The 13,323-nt window shown below is 60.1% G+C and carries 14 protein-coding genes; 7 read left to right on the top strand and 7 right to left on the bottom strand.

The features are described from left to right. The 6 genes from livM (at position 1) to AC3ITA_RS02695 (ending at position 5,548) form a co-directional block, all read left to right on the top strand. Positions 1-1,284 carry a high-affinity branched-chain amino acid ABC transporter permease LivM gene (gene livM / locus AC3ITA_RS02670; protein WP_095945442.1) on the top strand — a complete coding sequence of 428 codons (1,284 nt, stop codon included), beginning with the start codon at positions 1-3 and terminating at the stop codon, positions 1,282-1,284. Then, on the top strand, positions 1,281-2,153 hold the full coding sequence (locus AC3ITA_RS02675; protein ID WP_095945441.1) for an ABC transporter ATP-binding protein: 873 nt from the start codon (positions 1,281-1,283) through the stop codon (positions 2,151-2,153). The genes livM and AC3ITA_RS02675 overlap by 4 nt, the downstream gene beginning before the upstream one ends. Next, on the top strand, positions 2,150-2,866 hold the full coding sequence (locus AC3ITA_RS02680) for an ABC transporter ATP-binding protein (RefSeq protein WP_007979701.1): 717 nt from the start codon (positions 2,150-2,152) through the stop codon (positions 2,864-2,866). Before AC3ITA_RS02675 ends, AC3ITA_RS02680 begins: the two co-directional genes overlap by 4 nt. Positions 2,867-3,162: 296 nt before the next feature. Beyond that, complete coding sequence (locus AC3ITA_RS02685; protein WP_095945440.1) at positions 3,163-3,411, top strand: hypothetical protein; 249 nt, start codon at positions 3,163-3,165, stop codon at positions 3,409-3,411. Between the two features lie 297 nt (positions 3,412-3,708). Further along, positions 3,709-4,470 (top strand): SDR family oxidoreductase, encoded by a 762-nt coding sequence (locus AC3ITA_RS02690; RefSeq protein ID WP_095945439.1) that lies wholly within the window; start codon positions 3,709-3,711, stop codon positions 4,468-4,470. A gap of 172 nt (positions 4,471-4,642) precedes the next feature. Beyond that, positions 4,643-5,548 (top strand): cation diffusion facilitator family transporter, encoded by a 906-nt coding sequence (locus AC3ITA_RS02695; protein ID WP_095945438.1) that lies wholly within the window; start codon positions 4,643-4,645, stop codon positions 5,546-5,548. Between the two features lie 7 nt (positions 5,549-5,555). Here the strand turns inward: AC3ITA_RS02695 and AC3ITA_RS02700 are convergent, their stop codons facing one another. The 7 genes from AC3ITA_RS02700 to AC3ITA_RS02730 form a co-directional block, all read right to left on the bottom strand. Beyond that, on the bottom strand, positions 5,556-6,695 hold the full coding sequence (locus AC3ITA_RS02700) for an AGE family epimerase/isomerase (RefSeq protein ID WP_150673199.1): 1,140 nt from the start codon (positions 6,693-6,695) through the stop codon (positions 5,556-5,558). 181 nt (positions 6,696-6,876) lie between these two features. Beyond that, positions 6,877-7,449: a HupE/UreJ family protein gene (locus tag AC3ITA_RS02705; RefSeq protein ID WP_489279348.1), complete on the bottom strand. Its 573-nt coding sequence runs from the start codon at positions 7,447-7,449 to the stop codon at positions 6,877-6,879. Between the two features lie 27 nt (positions 7,450-7,476). Continuing rightward, complete coding sequence (ureG, locus tag AC3ITA_RS02710; RefSeq protein ID WP_489279350.1) at positions 7,477-8,091, bottom strand: urease accessory protein UreG; 615 nt, start codon at positions 8,089-8,091, stop codon at positions 7,477-7,479. A 23-nt stretch (positions 8,092-8,114) separates the two neighbouring features. Continuing rightward, the gene (locus tag AC3ITA_RS02715) at positions 8,115-8,789 is read right to left on the bottom strand and encodes an urease accessory protein UreF (RefSeq protein ID WP_489279352.1); all 675 of its coding nucleotides are present in this window, start codon (positions 8,787-8,789) and stop codon (positions 8,115-8,117) included. Continuing rightward, positions 8,786-9,286 carry an urease accessory protein UreE gene (ureE, locus tag AC3ITA_RS02720; protein ID WP_150673196.1) on the bottom strand — a complete coding sequence of 167 codons (501 nt, stop codon included), beginning with the start codon at positions 9,284-9,286 and terminating at the stop codon, positions 8,786-8,788. Before ureE ends, AC3ITA_RS02715 begins: the two co-directional genes overlap by 4 nt. Positions 9,287-9,571: 285 nt before the next feature. Further along, on the bottom strand, positions 9,572-10,204 hold the full coding sequence (locus AC3ITA_RS02725; protein ID WP_095945433.1) for a TetR family transcriptional regulator: 633 nt from the start codon (positions 10,202-10,204) through the stop codon (positions 9,572-9,574). Positions 10,205-10,376: 172 nt separating this feature from the next. Next, positions 10,377-10,847: a hypothetical protein gene (locus AC3ITA_RS02730; protein WP_095945432.1), complete on the bottom strand. Its 471-nt coding sequence runs from the start codon at positions 10,845-10,847 to the stop codon at positions 10,377-10,379. Positions 10,848-11,234: 387 nt separating this feature from the next. Here AC3ITA_RS02730 and AC3ITA_RS02735 point away from each other — a divergent pair, with 387 nt between their 5' ends. Continuing rightward, complete coding sequence (locus tag AC3ITA_RS02735) at positions 11,235-13,301, top strand: AsmA family protein (RefSeq protein ID WP_095944758.1); 2,067 nt, start codon at positions 11,235-11,237, stop codon at positions 13,299-13,301. Positions 13,302-13,323: the final 22 nt, after the last annotated feature.

Genomic DNA, 13,323 nt, shown 5'->3' on the forward strand with positions numbered 1-13,323 from the left:
ATGTCTTCAACCACTAAAAAAACCATTGATATCAAAAAAAGTCTGGTTGACGCGATTCTTGCCGGCCTCATTGCCCTGATTGTGTTCGGGCCGATTGTCGGCGTCGTTCTCGATGGCTATGGCTTCAACCTGGAAACCACTCGGGTGGCGTGGATCGTGGCGATCGTCATGGCCGGGCGCTTTGCCCTGAGCCTGTTCCTGCAGACAGCCAAGGGCCTGAGAATCCTCGAGGGCTTTGAAACGACAGGCTCCGGGGTGCATGTGCTGGCGCCGGACTACAAGTCGCGGTTGCGCTGGATCATCCCGCTGATGATCGTCATCGCCGTGGTGTTCCCGTTTTTCTCCAACTCCTACCTGCTGGGCGTGGTCATCCTCGGGCTGATCTACGTGCTGCTGGGACTGGGGCTGAACATCGTGGTCGGCCTGGCCGGCCTGCTCGACCTCGGTTACGTGGCGTTCTACGCCATCGGCGCCTACGGCCTGGCGCTCGGTTATCAATACCTCGGGCTGGGTTTCTGGACGGTGTTGCCGCTGGCGGCGATCACGGCCGGTCTGGCCGGTTGCATCCTCGGTTTCCCGGTGCTGCGCCTGCACGGTGACTACCTGGCGATCGTGACCCTGGGCTTCGGTGAAATCATTCGCTTGATCCTCAATAACTGGCTGTCCCTGACCGGCGGCCCGAATGGCATGGCAGCGCCGTTGCCAACCTTCTTCGGCATCGAGTTCGGAAAAAGGGCGAAAGAGGGCGGAGTGCCGTTCCATGAGTTTTTCGGCATCGCCTACAACCCTGACGTGAAGTACTACTTCATCTACGCCGTGTTGTTCCTGGTGGTCCTGGCCGTGCTGCACATCAAGCATCGCCTGACCCGCATGCCGGTCGGCCGTGCCTGGGAAGCTCTGCGCGAAGACGAAATCGCCTGCCGCTCCATGGGCCTGAACCACGTACTGGTCAAGCTCTCGGCATTTACCATCGGTGCCTCGACGGCCGGTCTGGCCGGGGTGTTTTTCGCCACCTACCAGGGCTTCGTCAACCCGACCTCGTTCACTTTCTTCGAATCGGCGCTGATCCTCGCCATCGTGGTACTGGGGGGCATGGGTTCGACCATAGGCGTGGTGATCGCAGCCTTCGTGCTGACCGTCGCCCCTGAGCTGCTGCGTGGTTTTGCCGAGTATCGCGTGCTGCTGTTCGGCATCCTGATGGTGTTGATGATGATCTGGCGACCGCGCGGCCTGATTCGGATCAGCCGTACCGGTGTGACCCCGCGTAAAGGAGTAGCGCCATGAGCGAAGTCGTACTCAGTGTCGAAAAGCTGATGATGCACTTCGGCGGCATCAAGGCGTTGAGCGATGTCAGCCTGAAAGTGCACCGCAACTCGATCTTCGCTTTGATCGGCCCCAACGGCGCCGGCAAGACCACGGTGTTCAACTGCCTGACCGGGTTCTACAAGGCCTCCGGCGGCAAGATCGAACTCAACATCCGTGGGCAACAGACCAACGTCATCAAATTGCTGGGCGAGTCGTTCAAACCAACGGATTTCGTTTCGCCGAAATCCTTCGCCAGTCGGCTGTTCTACAAGGCATTCGGCGGCACCCACCTGGTGAACCGTGCAGGCCTGGCGCGTACGTTCCAGAACATTCGTTTGTTCAAGGAAATGTCCGTGCTGGAAAACCTGCTGGTGGCCCAGCACATGTGGGTCAACCGTAGCATGCTGGCCGGTATCCTCAACACCAAGGGCTATCGCAAGGCCGAAAGCGATGCGCTGGACCACGCGTTCTACTGGCTGGAAGTGGTGGACCTGGTGGACTGCGCCAACCGATTGGCCGGTGAGCTGTCCTACGGCCAGCAACGCCGCCTGGAAATCGCCCGGGCCATGTGCACCCGTCCGCAGATCATCTGCCTCGACGAACCGGCCGCCGGCCTCAACCCTCAGGAAACCGAAGCGCTGAGCGCGATGATCCGGCTGCTGCGCGACGAGCACGATCTGACCGTGGTGCTGATCGAACACGACATGGGCATGGTTATGAGTATTTCCGACCACATCGTGGTGCTGGACCACGGCATCGTCATTGCCGAGGGTGGTCCCGACGACATCCGCAACGACCCGAAAGTGATTGCCGCGTACCTGGGCGCCGAAGAAGAGGAGGTGGTATGAGTAAACCCATCCTCGAACTCAAGGATCTGGACGTGTTTTACGGCCCGATCCAGGCCCTTAAAGGCGTCTCGCTGCACATCAACGAAGGCGAAACCGTCAGCCTGATCGGCTCCAACGGCGCCGGCAAGTCGACCCTGCTGATGTCGATCTTCGGCCAGCCAAGGGCAGCCGACGGGCAGATCCTTTATCAGGGTGTGGACATTACCCACAAGTCGTCCCACTACATCGCCTCCAACGGCATCGCGCAATCGCCGGAAGGGCGACGGGTGTTCCCCGACATGACCGTCGAGGAGAACCTGCTGATGGGCACCATCCCTATCGGTGACAAGTACGCCAAGGAGGACATGCAGCGCATGTTCGAGCTGTTCCCTCGGCTCGAAGAGCGGCGTACCCAACGGGCGATGACCATGTCCGGTGGCGAACAGCAAATGCTCGCCATCGCCCGGGCCCTGATGAGCCGGCCAAAGTTGTTGCTGCTCGATGAGCCGAGCCTGGGCCTGGCACCGATCGTGGTGAAGCAGATCTTCGCCACCCTGCGGGAACTGGCCAAGACCGGCATGACCATCTTCCTGGTGGAGCAGAACGCCAACCACGCCCTACGGTTGTCGGACAGGGCGTATGTGATGGTCAACGGTGAAATCCGCATGACCGGCACCGGCAAGGAATTGTTGGTCAACGAGGATGTGCGTAACGCCTATCTCGGCGGGCACTGAGTCTGCTTTGTCATGCACAGCCCCGGCGCGCAATCGCCGGGGCTTTTTTACATCTCCAATCCACCGCCAATCCCCTGTAGGAGCGAGCCTGCTCGCGAAGATCCCCAGGACAACGCATTTATCCAGAATGTTCGCGTTATCGTTGATGTCCATCGCGAGCAGGCTCGCTCCTACAGGGGGGGCGGTGGGAATTGTGGAAAACAATATTCCCAAGCTCGTAAAGCGCGACATAAAGCCGCTGCAAATAGTTGTTTTGTCACGGTTTTGACTTGTCCCCGTTTGCTGTGGAACCGGCTGTGAATAACGTGGGAGTAGCTGGCTGTAGGCCTTTTAAACCGTGGCTTGCAGAGGTGCGGTTGTTTTTTGATCAGGTGTTTTTGCGCAGCTTGCAAGCCGCTTTGTCAACCTTTTTGTTCGGGATGAAAATGCATGGAAACGACGTGGGCAAGCCTGTGGATAAGTCTGTGATTAAACTCTGGAAAGACTCGGCTGAAGGCCGTGGTTACTGGCTTGGCGCCATCGTCGGTTTGACCCGTCAGTCATGAAAATGGCCAAGGGCTACACAGTAGGCGGTTGAGGGTCAAGCAAAAAAGTTTCAAAACCCCGCGCAAAGCCTTGTGGATAGCGGCTTGCAGCTTTTCCACTTGCCCCCAAAGACTGTGGACCGGCCTGTGGATAACGTGCGCGCACATGGCTGTAGGCCACGCTGGTCAAGGGTTTGCCGGGATTGAGCGTTTTTTGAACAGATTGAACGGTGGTTGCCGCTGTGAACAAGGCCGGGCATGCTGCCTGCTGATTTTCTATTCCAATGGCTGGCGATCAGCCGAAGCAAGGAGAACACGATGTCCAACACCCTGTTTATTACCGGCGCGACCTCCGGTTTTGGTGAAGCCTGTGCCCGTCGTTTTGCCGAGGCCGGCTGGAAACTGGTGCTGACTGGCCGTCGTGAAGAGCGCCTCAATGCGTTGTGCGCCGAGCTGTCGAAGCAGACCGAAGTCCATGGCATGGTGCTCGATGTGCGTGATCGCAAGGCCATGGAGGAGGCGATTGCCAATCTGCCGCCATCCTTTGCCAAACTGCGCGGGTTGATCAACAACGCCGGGCTGGCCCTGGGGGTTGATCCGGCGCCCAAGTGCGACCTCGACGACTGGGACACCATGGTCGATACCAACGTCAAAGGCCTGATGTACAGCACCCGTCTGCTGTTGCCGCGCCTGATTGCCCACGGTCGTGGTGCCGGTATCGTCAACCTGGGGTCCATCGCCGGCAACTACCCGTACCCGGGCAGCCACGTGTATGGCGCGACCAAGGCGTTCGTCAAACAGTTCTCCCTGAACCTGCGTTGCGACCTGCAAGGCACGGGCGTACGGGTCAGTAACATCGAGCCGGGCCTGTGCGAGAGCGAGTTCTCGCTGGTGCGTTTTGCCGGTGACCAGGAGCGCTACAACGCCACTTACGCCGGTGCCGAGCCGATTCAGCCGCAGGACATCGCCGAGACCATTTTCTGGGTGCTCAATGCGCCTGCGCACATCAACATCAACAGCCTGGAGCTGATGCCGGTGAGCCAGACATGGGCCGGGTTTGCGATCGAGCGTAAGTCTTAAGACCGCGTAACGGCCAATCGCGAGCAGGTTCGCTCCCACATGGATCGCATTGAACCTGTGGGAGCGAGCCTGCTCGCGAAGGGGCCGACTCAGGCGACACAAAGCTTCAGCTAGACTCCTCCCTCAAGCAGCCCGTCACACCCGGCGGTCTAGAGGTTTTAGAGGAGATCAAGTGAGTAATCGAGGCGAGCAGTCGCTGCTCAAACAATCGACCTTCCTGATGCTCGCCGTGACATTCGCCGGGATCATCACCGGGTTTGTTTCGGGCGCTCAATCCATCCTGTTCGATGGCTTTTTTTCGTTGATCGCGGCCTTTATCAAGGTGCTGATGCTGATCACCGCCCGGCTGATCGCCAAGGAAAGCAATCAGCGCTTCCAGTTCGGCTCCTGGCACCTGGAGCCCATGGTGCTGGTGATCGAAGGTTGTTTCATATTCCTGGTGGCCGTTTATGCGTTTCTCAATGGTGTGTTCGGCATCATCAATGGAGGCCGCGAGGTCGAACTCGGTCTGGTGATCCTCTACGCGGCGGTGTTCACCGTCGTTGAGCTCATTTACTTCTTCTACGTCCGCCATCGCAATCGCACACTCAAATCATCGCTGATCCAGTTCGACAACATCAGTTGGCTGGTGGACGCGATGCTGTCGGCGGGACTGCTGGTGAGTTTCCTCATCGCGCTGTTGCTCAAGACTCAGGGTTACGACAAGTGGGCGGTGTATGTCGACCCGATGATCCTGATCCTGCTGGCCCTGGGCATGCTCCCCCCAGCGTTCAAAATTCTCGGGCCGGCCTTGCGCGATGTGTTGGGGATCGTTCCTGATCAACTGGACGACAAGGTGCGTCAGGTGATGGAGGTGGCGAAGGTCGAGCATGGTTTCGACGATTACATTTCCTACGTGCAGAAACACGGCAGGGCCTGTTTTATCGAGATTCACATCGTATTGCCGAAGGATTACTGGCTGGACGGTGTGGGGCAACTGGACAGTTTGCGCGAGGAGATTTCCGCGAAACTCGGTAAGCCGGATGCCGCGCGATGGCTGACCATCAGCTTTACCGGGGATCGCAAGTGGACTGAGTGATTGGATTTCACCTTGTGGCGAGATATTGCGCCAACCCGCGATAGCAGGTCGCCAGGTGATAAGGCGTGGTCGACGGCATGTCGCGGCGGCTGACTTCACCGTGCTCGTCACGGCATTCGTGCCAGCCGCCGGTATGCAGCGAGCGCTGCTGCAATGCTTGTAATTGACGCAGCACGACGGCCTCGTTATCCGGACGCAGCGTCAATGCGCGCAGGTACTCGGCCTGGGCCCAGATACGCTGCGTGGCGTCCCGGACGCCGCCATCCGCTGCAAAGTCGAGCATCGCCCGCACGGCACCCGTCTGCTGATCGACGCCCACTTGCTCGGTAAAGGCGAAGGCCCGTTCCAGATCGGCATGCAGCGTCGAATTGCGCAACAGCGGCGAGGATTCCAGCAGGAAATACCACTCGAACTGGTGCCCCGGTTCAAACCAGTTATCCACAGACCCCAGCGGCTTTTCCATCAACACGCCGTGCTGCGGATCGATGAAGCGCGCGTGCATGGCTGTGCATAACCCGACGAGCGCCTGTTGCACGTCGAGGTCTTCGCGCACCGACAGAGTGGCGAGGAAAGCTTCGGCCAGGTGCATCAGCGGGTTTTGCAAAGGGCCGCTGTCCAGCGATGCCCAGCCGCGGTCGAGCGTGGCTTCGTACAGACCGTCGTCCGTGGCGAAACGCTGCGCAATCACTTCCAGCGAGGCGTTGAGCACCGACTCCACCAGCGGTTCGCGGACCTTGTCCCAGTAATGGGCGCAGGCGAACAGGATGAAGGCGTGGGTGTAGAGGTCCTTGCGCTGATCCAGCGGCGCACCTTGTGCATCGACGCTGTAGAACCAGCCGCCGTGCTCGGCATCGTGGAAGTGCCGCTGCAACGAGCGGAACAATGCAGCGGCACGTTCTTCGGCACCCGGCACCTGACCGATCAGGCTGGCAAACAGATACAACTGCCGCGCACAGGCCATGGCCCGGTAGCGTTGTGGTGGCAGCGGTCGGTGTTCGGCATCCAGCGCCTCGTAGGGCAACGCCATGTCGGCGTTCCAGCCCGGACCTTGCCAAAGCGGCACGATGACGTTCAGGAAGTGCTGTTGCACCGAGGCGAACAGGGCGGTCAATTCAAGCTGGGAGGCAGAACGGGAAACAGGCGGCATTGGCTGGCGTCGTCACGGCAGGGGCGATTGCGCGACATGTTAGCAGAGAGGCTGACCTGAGAGAGGCTGTGTCTGTCAGGCCGCCTTCGCGGGCAAGCTCGCTCCCACAATGGAGCTGTGCGCACAGGCCCCATGTGGGAGCGAGCCTGCTCGCGAAGGGGTCATCACAGGCAACAAAAAATCAACCCGCCAGCAACCACACCCCGGTTGCCGCCGAAGCCGCGCCCGCCAGTCGCACCAAAGGCGCTGCGGCCTGCGGCAACACCCGCACCAGCGCATAACCCGCCGCGTGCAACGCCGCCGTCGCCGCGACAAAGCCTGCGGCGTAGGTCCAGGGACTCGACATGTCCGGCAGTTCCAGCCCGTGCGCGACGCCATGAAACAGTGCAAACAACGCCGTCGCACCCAACGCCATCACCAACGGTGGACGCACTGCCAGGGCAACCGCCAGCCCCAAGGCCAACACGGAAGCGGCAATCCCGCTCTCCAGTGCCGGCAGGTTCAATCCTTCAAAACCCAACAGCCCGCCAATGAACATGCTGCCGACAAAGGTGCACGGCAGCGCCAAACGCGCAGCACCTTGCTGCTGTGCCGCCCACAGACCGACCGCGAGCATCGCCAGTAAGTGATCGAGGCCGCCAAGCGGATGGCCGATACCGGCGATCAAACCGTTGTCGTCGTGCCCCGGATGGGCGAAGGCGAGGGCCGGAGTCAGCAGCAGGGCCAGAGCGCCGAGAATGCGTTTGAGTGTCATGGATAAGCTTCCTTGTTGAAGTCGTGATCAGGCCGCGGTCAGCAAACCCTGGCGTTCGATGAAGGCGATGATCTCTTCCAGACCCAGGCCGGTTTTCTGATTGCTGAACACGAACGGTTTGCCGTTGCGCATGCGCTGGGTGTCGCTGTTCATCATCTCCAGCGAGGCGCCGACCAGCGGCGCGAGGTCGATCTTGTTGATCACCAGCAGGTCGGATTTGCAGATCCCCGGCCCGCCCTTGCGCGGCAACTTGTCGCCGGCCGAGACGTCGATCACGTAGATCGTCAGGTCCGACAATTCCGGGCTGAAGGTGGCGGAGAGGTTGTCGCCACCGGACTCCACGAGAATCAGGTTCAGCCCCGGAAAGCGTCGGTTGAGTTGATCCACGGCTTCGAGGTTGATCGAGGCGTCTTCGCGGATGGCCGTGTGCGGGCAGCCACCGGTTTCCACGCCGATGATGCGTTCCGGCGCCAGGGCTTCGTTACGCACCAGAAAGTCGGCGTCTTCGCGGGTATAGATGTCGTTGGTCACGACGGCCAGGTTGTAACGCTCGCGCAGGGCCAGGCACAGGGCCAGGGTCAGGGCGGTTTTGCCGGAACCGACCGGGCCGCCGATGCCGACGCGCAGGGGTTGTGTGTTCATGTGATTCTCCAAAATAACAGACCCTAGGAACGGAACAGACGGCTGTACTGGCGCTCGTGGGCCATACACGCCAGGGACAGGCCGAAAGCGGCACTGCCGTAATGATCGGGGTCGATTCGGGTGGCGTTGTGTTGAGCTTGTTGAAGCAGCGGCAGCAGTTCGCTGGTCAGGCGTTGGGCGGCTTGCTGACCCAGGGGCAGGGTTTTCATCAGCACCGCTAATTGATTTTCCAGCCAGCTCCAGAGCCACGCGGCAAGAGCGTCCTGCGGACTGATCTGCCAGGCGCGCGCGGCCAACGCCCAACCCAGGGCCAGATGTGGCTCGCTGCGTTGTTCGAGGAAGGTACGGGCGGGCGCGTCGAGTTCCGGCAAACCATTGAGCAATTGCTGCAGCGAGTAGCCCATCTGCCGGCTCTCCTGATGCAGTTCGCGGGTTTCGCGACTGGCGCGATGCGCTTCGCAGACCTGCAGCAATTCGTTCCAGTTTTCCTCGCTGGCGGCCACGCAATGGGCGAGCAGCAAGGGTGCTTCAAAGCGTGCCAGGTTCAGCAACAACTGATCGCTGATCCAGCGCCGGGCGCTGGCGGGGTCGTGAACACGGCCGTTATCCACAGCCATTTCCAGCCCTTGGGAGTAGCTGTAGCCGCCAATCGGCAATTGCGGACTGGCCAGGCGCAGCAGCGCCCAGGCCGGGTTCATGTGCGTACGCCGAACTGGTGCAGTTTCGGCGCGTAGTTGAAGTCTTCATCGCCGTGGCGCGAATGATGATGACCACCGCCGTAGGCGCCATGTTCCGGCTGGAACGGCGCCTCGATGTTCACGGCAACGGCACCGAGTTGTTCGAGCATGGCCTTGAGCACGTAATCGTCGAGCAGGCGCAACCAGCCGTCGCCGACTTGCAGGGCGACATGGCGATTGCCCAGGTGATAGGCCGCGCGGGTCAATTCGAAGGCGTTGGCGCAGGTGACGTGCAGCAATTGTTCGGGGCGGGCGCAGACACGCACGATTCGCCCGTCTTCGGCTTGCAGGCATTCGCCGTCATGCAACGGCGGCTGGCCGCGCTCCAAAAACAACCCGACGTCTTCGCCTTCGGCACTGAAGCAGCGCAAACGGCTTTTGCTGCGGGCTTCGAACGTCAGGTGCAGCTCGGCGGCCCAAACGGGTTGAGGGTCGATTCTGCGATGAATCACCAGCATCGGAAGGCTTCCAGCAGTGGACAATGCTCAGGCTAGAGCAAGGGGCTTGCCAATCCACGTGACATGTAGGAAATGGCTGTGGGATGGGTCGGATAAGTTGCGAGGGGATGGAGCTTTTGGATGAAGTTGGTGCGTTGTTTTTGATTTGCGCACCAAGTTGAAGCGGCGAGGTTCAATGTGGGAGCGAGCCTGCTCGCGATGGCGGTGGAACGGTCACATAGATGGTGGATGTCATGCCCTCATCGCGAGCAAGCTCGCTTCCACAGGGATTTCATCCACAGAAAGTTACTCGGTGCTACCGAGTCCTTGCCAGTGCTTCAGACCGATAAAGATGAAGCGCAATTGCTGGGTGATTTTCGCCTGGGGCGTCAGGTGCTCGGGCAAGGCCTCGGCTGGCGGATCGATGATGTCCGGCAGGGTGGCGAACACGCTCTTGACGATCAGGTCCGCCATGACGCTGAGGTCGGCGATCTCCAGATGCTGCAGTTTTGGCATCAGTGACAAATCCGCCGCCAGGTCCGAGCTGATGTTTTCACGCAAACGGCCGATGGCCTGGCGCACCGGCAGCGAACCACCGTACTGCTCGCGGGCGAGAAACAGGAACTGCGAACGGTTGGCGCTGACCACGTCGAGAAAAATCCGTACCGAGGCATCGATGATGCCGCCCATCACGAACTCGTTGTGCCGTACCAGGCGAATGGTTTCGCGGAATGTCTGGCCTACTTCGCTGACCAGCACCAGGCCCAATTCATCCATATCGGCAAAATGCCGATAGAAACCGGTCGGTACGATCCCGGCGGTTTTCGCGACTTCGCGCAGGCTCAGGCTGCCGAATCCTCGGCCGCCATCCATCAGGCGCCGGGCAGCGTCCATCAGGGCATTACGGGTTTGTTGTTTCTGTTCGGCGCGGGGCAGCATCGCAAGGGCGTTTTCTGGACAGGGACGCGGCGCACTCTAGCAAATCGGCTTTGCCGGCGTCGAACGACTGTGGTGGGATCAAGCGGGGAGGTGCGGCATTTATCAAGCGGACCACTGAAAAGTCAAAAGCCCAATCCGGGGATTGGGCTTTTTTTCAGGGCGGCCATGGGGCTTAGCTCACGGCGCTGTTGCGTTCGATCACACGGTCACCACCGCCTTCAGCGAGGGTTTGACCTTGTGGAGTGCGATCCGAACCGTCGGCGGCAAGGGTCTGGCCTTGTGGGGTACGGTCGGAACCATCAGCAGCCAGGGTTTGACCTTGTGGGGTGCGATCGGAACCGTCAGCGGCAAGAGTCTGGCCTTGTGGGGTACGATCGGAACCATCGGCAGCCAGGGTTTGACCCTGAGGAGTACGGTCCGAGCCATCCTGAGTGATCAGGCCTTTTTCTTTCAGGCGATCATTGCCGCCTTCGGCAAGGGTCTGGCCTTGTGGAGTGCGGTCGGCGCCATCGGCGGCGATGGTCTGGCTGAACACTGAGTGGTCTTGTTTCACTTGTGGGGTAGCCTGGTCGGCTGCTGGCAGGGCAAAAGCAGTGCTGGCCAGCATCGAGAGTGTAAGGCTAAGCAGTAGTTGGCGTTTCATGATCGTTGTGCTCCTCGGGGGTGCGAAAAAGTGGGTACGAGAGCAATGCTACTCTCGATAAATCGATATGAAAGTTCATAAACGCAATGGTAATAATCAACGGAATTGATTGTTTGCTGCGGAGCCTCTAAACCGGGCGTTTCCGGCGAGTAGTCTTGCACCGAAACGGGTATTTTCGACTCATCTTTGATAGGCAAAAGTGCGGGGGCGGTAACGCTGAATGACTGATTGGTCAGTATTGGACTGGATGAATTCGGCGAAATCGGTCTACCGATTAAACCTGCCGGGTTTTTATCAGTCGTAGTTTTCATGGCGAGCCGTTTGCGGCTCACCGTTTCACATGTGCGTCGCAGTCGGGGCGCTCAGTCGTATCAGGAGCCCTGTGCAATGACGCGCACTCAAAAGACGTTTGTCTGGACCCTTTCCACTTTCCTTACCTTGTTGATGGTACTGGTGCTGATCATCGTGTTCTTCGACTGGAACCGGATCAAAGCGCCGCTCAACGCCAAAGTTTCTGAAGAACTGCACCGCGCTTTTGCCATCAACGGCAATCTGTCGGTTGTCTGGCAGCCCGAGCCCGATGAAGGCGGCTGGCGCGCCTGGGTACCGTGGCCTCATGTGGTGGCCGAAGACTTGAGCCTGGGCAATCCTGACTGGTCGAAACAACCGCAGATGGTCACTCTCAAGCGGGTGGAGTTGCGTATTTCACCCCTGGCATTGCTGGCGCAGCGGGTGGTGATCCCGCGTATCGATCTCACCGAGCCCAATGCCCAACTGCAACGCCTGGCTGACGGGCGCGCCAACTGGACCTTCAAATTCGACCCGAAGGACCCAAACGCCGAGCCTTCGAGCTGGGTATTGGATATCGGTGCGATCGGCTTCGACAAGGGCCACGTCACCCTCGACGACCAAAGCCTGAAGACTCAACTCGACGTGCTGATCGATCCACTGGGCAAACCGATTCCGTTCAGCGATATCGTCGGCGACAAAGCAGCGAAAACCGCGCAGGAAAAGGGCTCGTCACCCCAGGATTATGCGTTCGCGCTCAAGGTCAACGGCCAGTACCACGGTCAGAAACTCGCGGGCCAGGGCAAGATTGGCGGGCTGTTGGCGTTGCAGGATGCGGCACGGCCGTTTCCGCTTCAGGCACAGGTGAAGATCGCCGATTCCAGCGTCGAACTGGCTGGCACCTTGACTGATCCGCTCAATCTCGGCGCCCTGGACTTGCGCCTGAAACTGGCCGGCATCAGCCTGGGCAACCTCTATCCGCTGACCGGCGTGATCCTGCCGGACACACCACCCTATGCCACCGACGGCCACCTGGTCGCCAGGTTGCACGAGGCGGGTGGCGCGGTGTTCCGCTATGAAGAATTCAACGGCAAGATCGGCGAAAGCGACATCCACGGCAATCTGACTTACGTGGCCAGCCAGCCACGGCCAAAACTCAGCGGCTCGCTGTTGTCCAATCAATTGCTGTTCGCTGACCTGGCGCCGCTGATCGGTGCCGACTCCAACGCCGAACAGAAGGCCCGGGGCGGTGACAGTAAACAACCCGCGGACAAAGTGCTGCCGGTCGAAGAGTTCAAGACCGATCGCTGGCGCGATATGGACGCCGATGTCGAATTCACTGGCAAGCGCATCGTGCACAGCGAAAAACTGCCGTTCAACGACCTCTATACCCATCTGGTGCTCACCGATGGCGTGCTCAGCCTTGAACCGCTGCGCTTCGGCGTGGCCGGCGGCAAGCTGGATGCGCAGATTCGCCTGAACGGCCGCACCGATCCACTTGAGGGCCAAGCCAGGCTCACGGCGCGAGGCTTCAAGCTCAAGCAGTTGTTCCCCGGTTTTGAGCCGATGAAAACCAGTTTCGGTGAGCTCAACGGCGATGCAGATATCAGCGGGCGTGGCAACTCGGTGGCCAAACTGCTGGGCAGTGCCAATGGCAATCTGAAAATGCTGATCAACGATGGCGCCATCAGTCGCGAACTGATGGAGCTGGCGGGCCTGAACGTCGGCAACTACGTGGTGGGCAAGATCTTTGGTGACAAGGAAGTGAAGATCAACTGCGCCGCCGCGGACTTCGGCATCCAGTCCGGCCTGGCGAGTACCCGTTTGTTTGTGTTCGACACCGAGAACGCCATTGTTTACATCGATGGCACGGCGAACATGGCGACGGAGCAATTGGACCTGACCATCACCCCGGAATCCAAGGGCTGGCGTCTGATTTCATTGCGCTCGCCGCTGTATGTGCGCGGCAAGTTCATCAAGCCCGATGCCGGGGTCAAGGCCGTGCCGTTGATGCTGCGCGGAGCCGGGATGGTGGCGCTGGGCGTGATCGCCGCACCGGCGGCAGGATTGCTGGCGTTGGTGGCGCCGAGTGGGGGCGAGGCGAACCAGTGTGCGCCGTTGCTGGAGCAGATGAAGGCGGGCAAGGCGCCGAAGACCGTCAAGTGACGATGGAGGATTGACGCAGGTT

The organism is Pseudomonas sp. GL_090 (assembly GCF_057837765.1).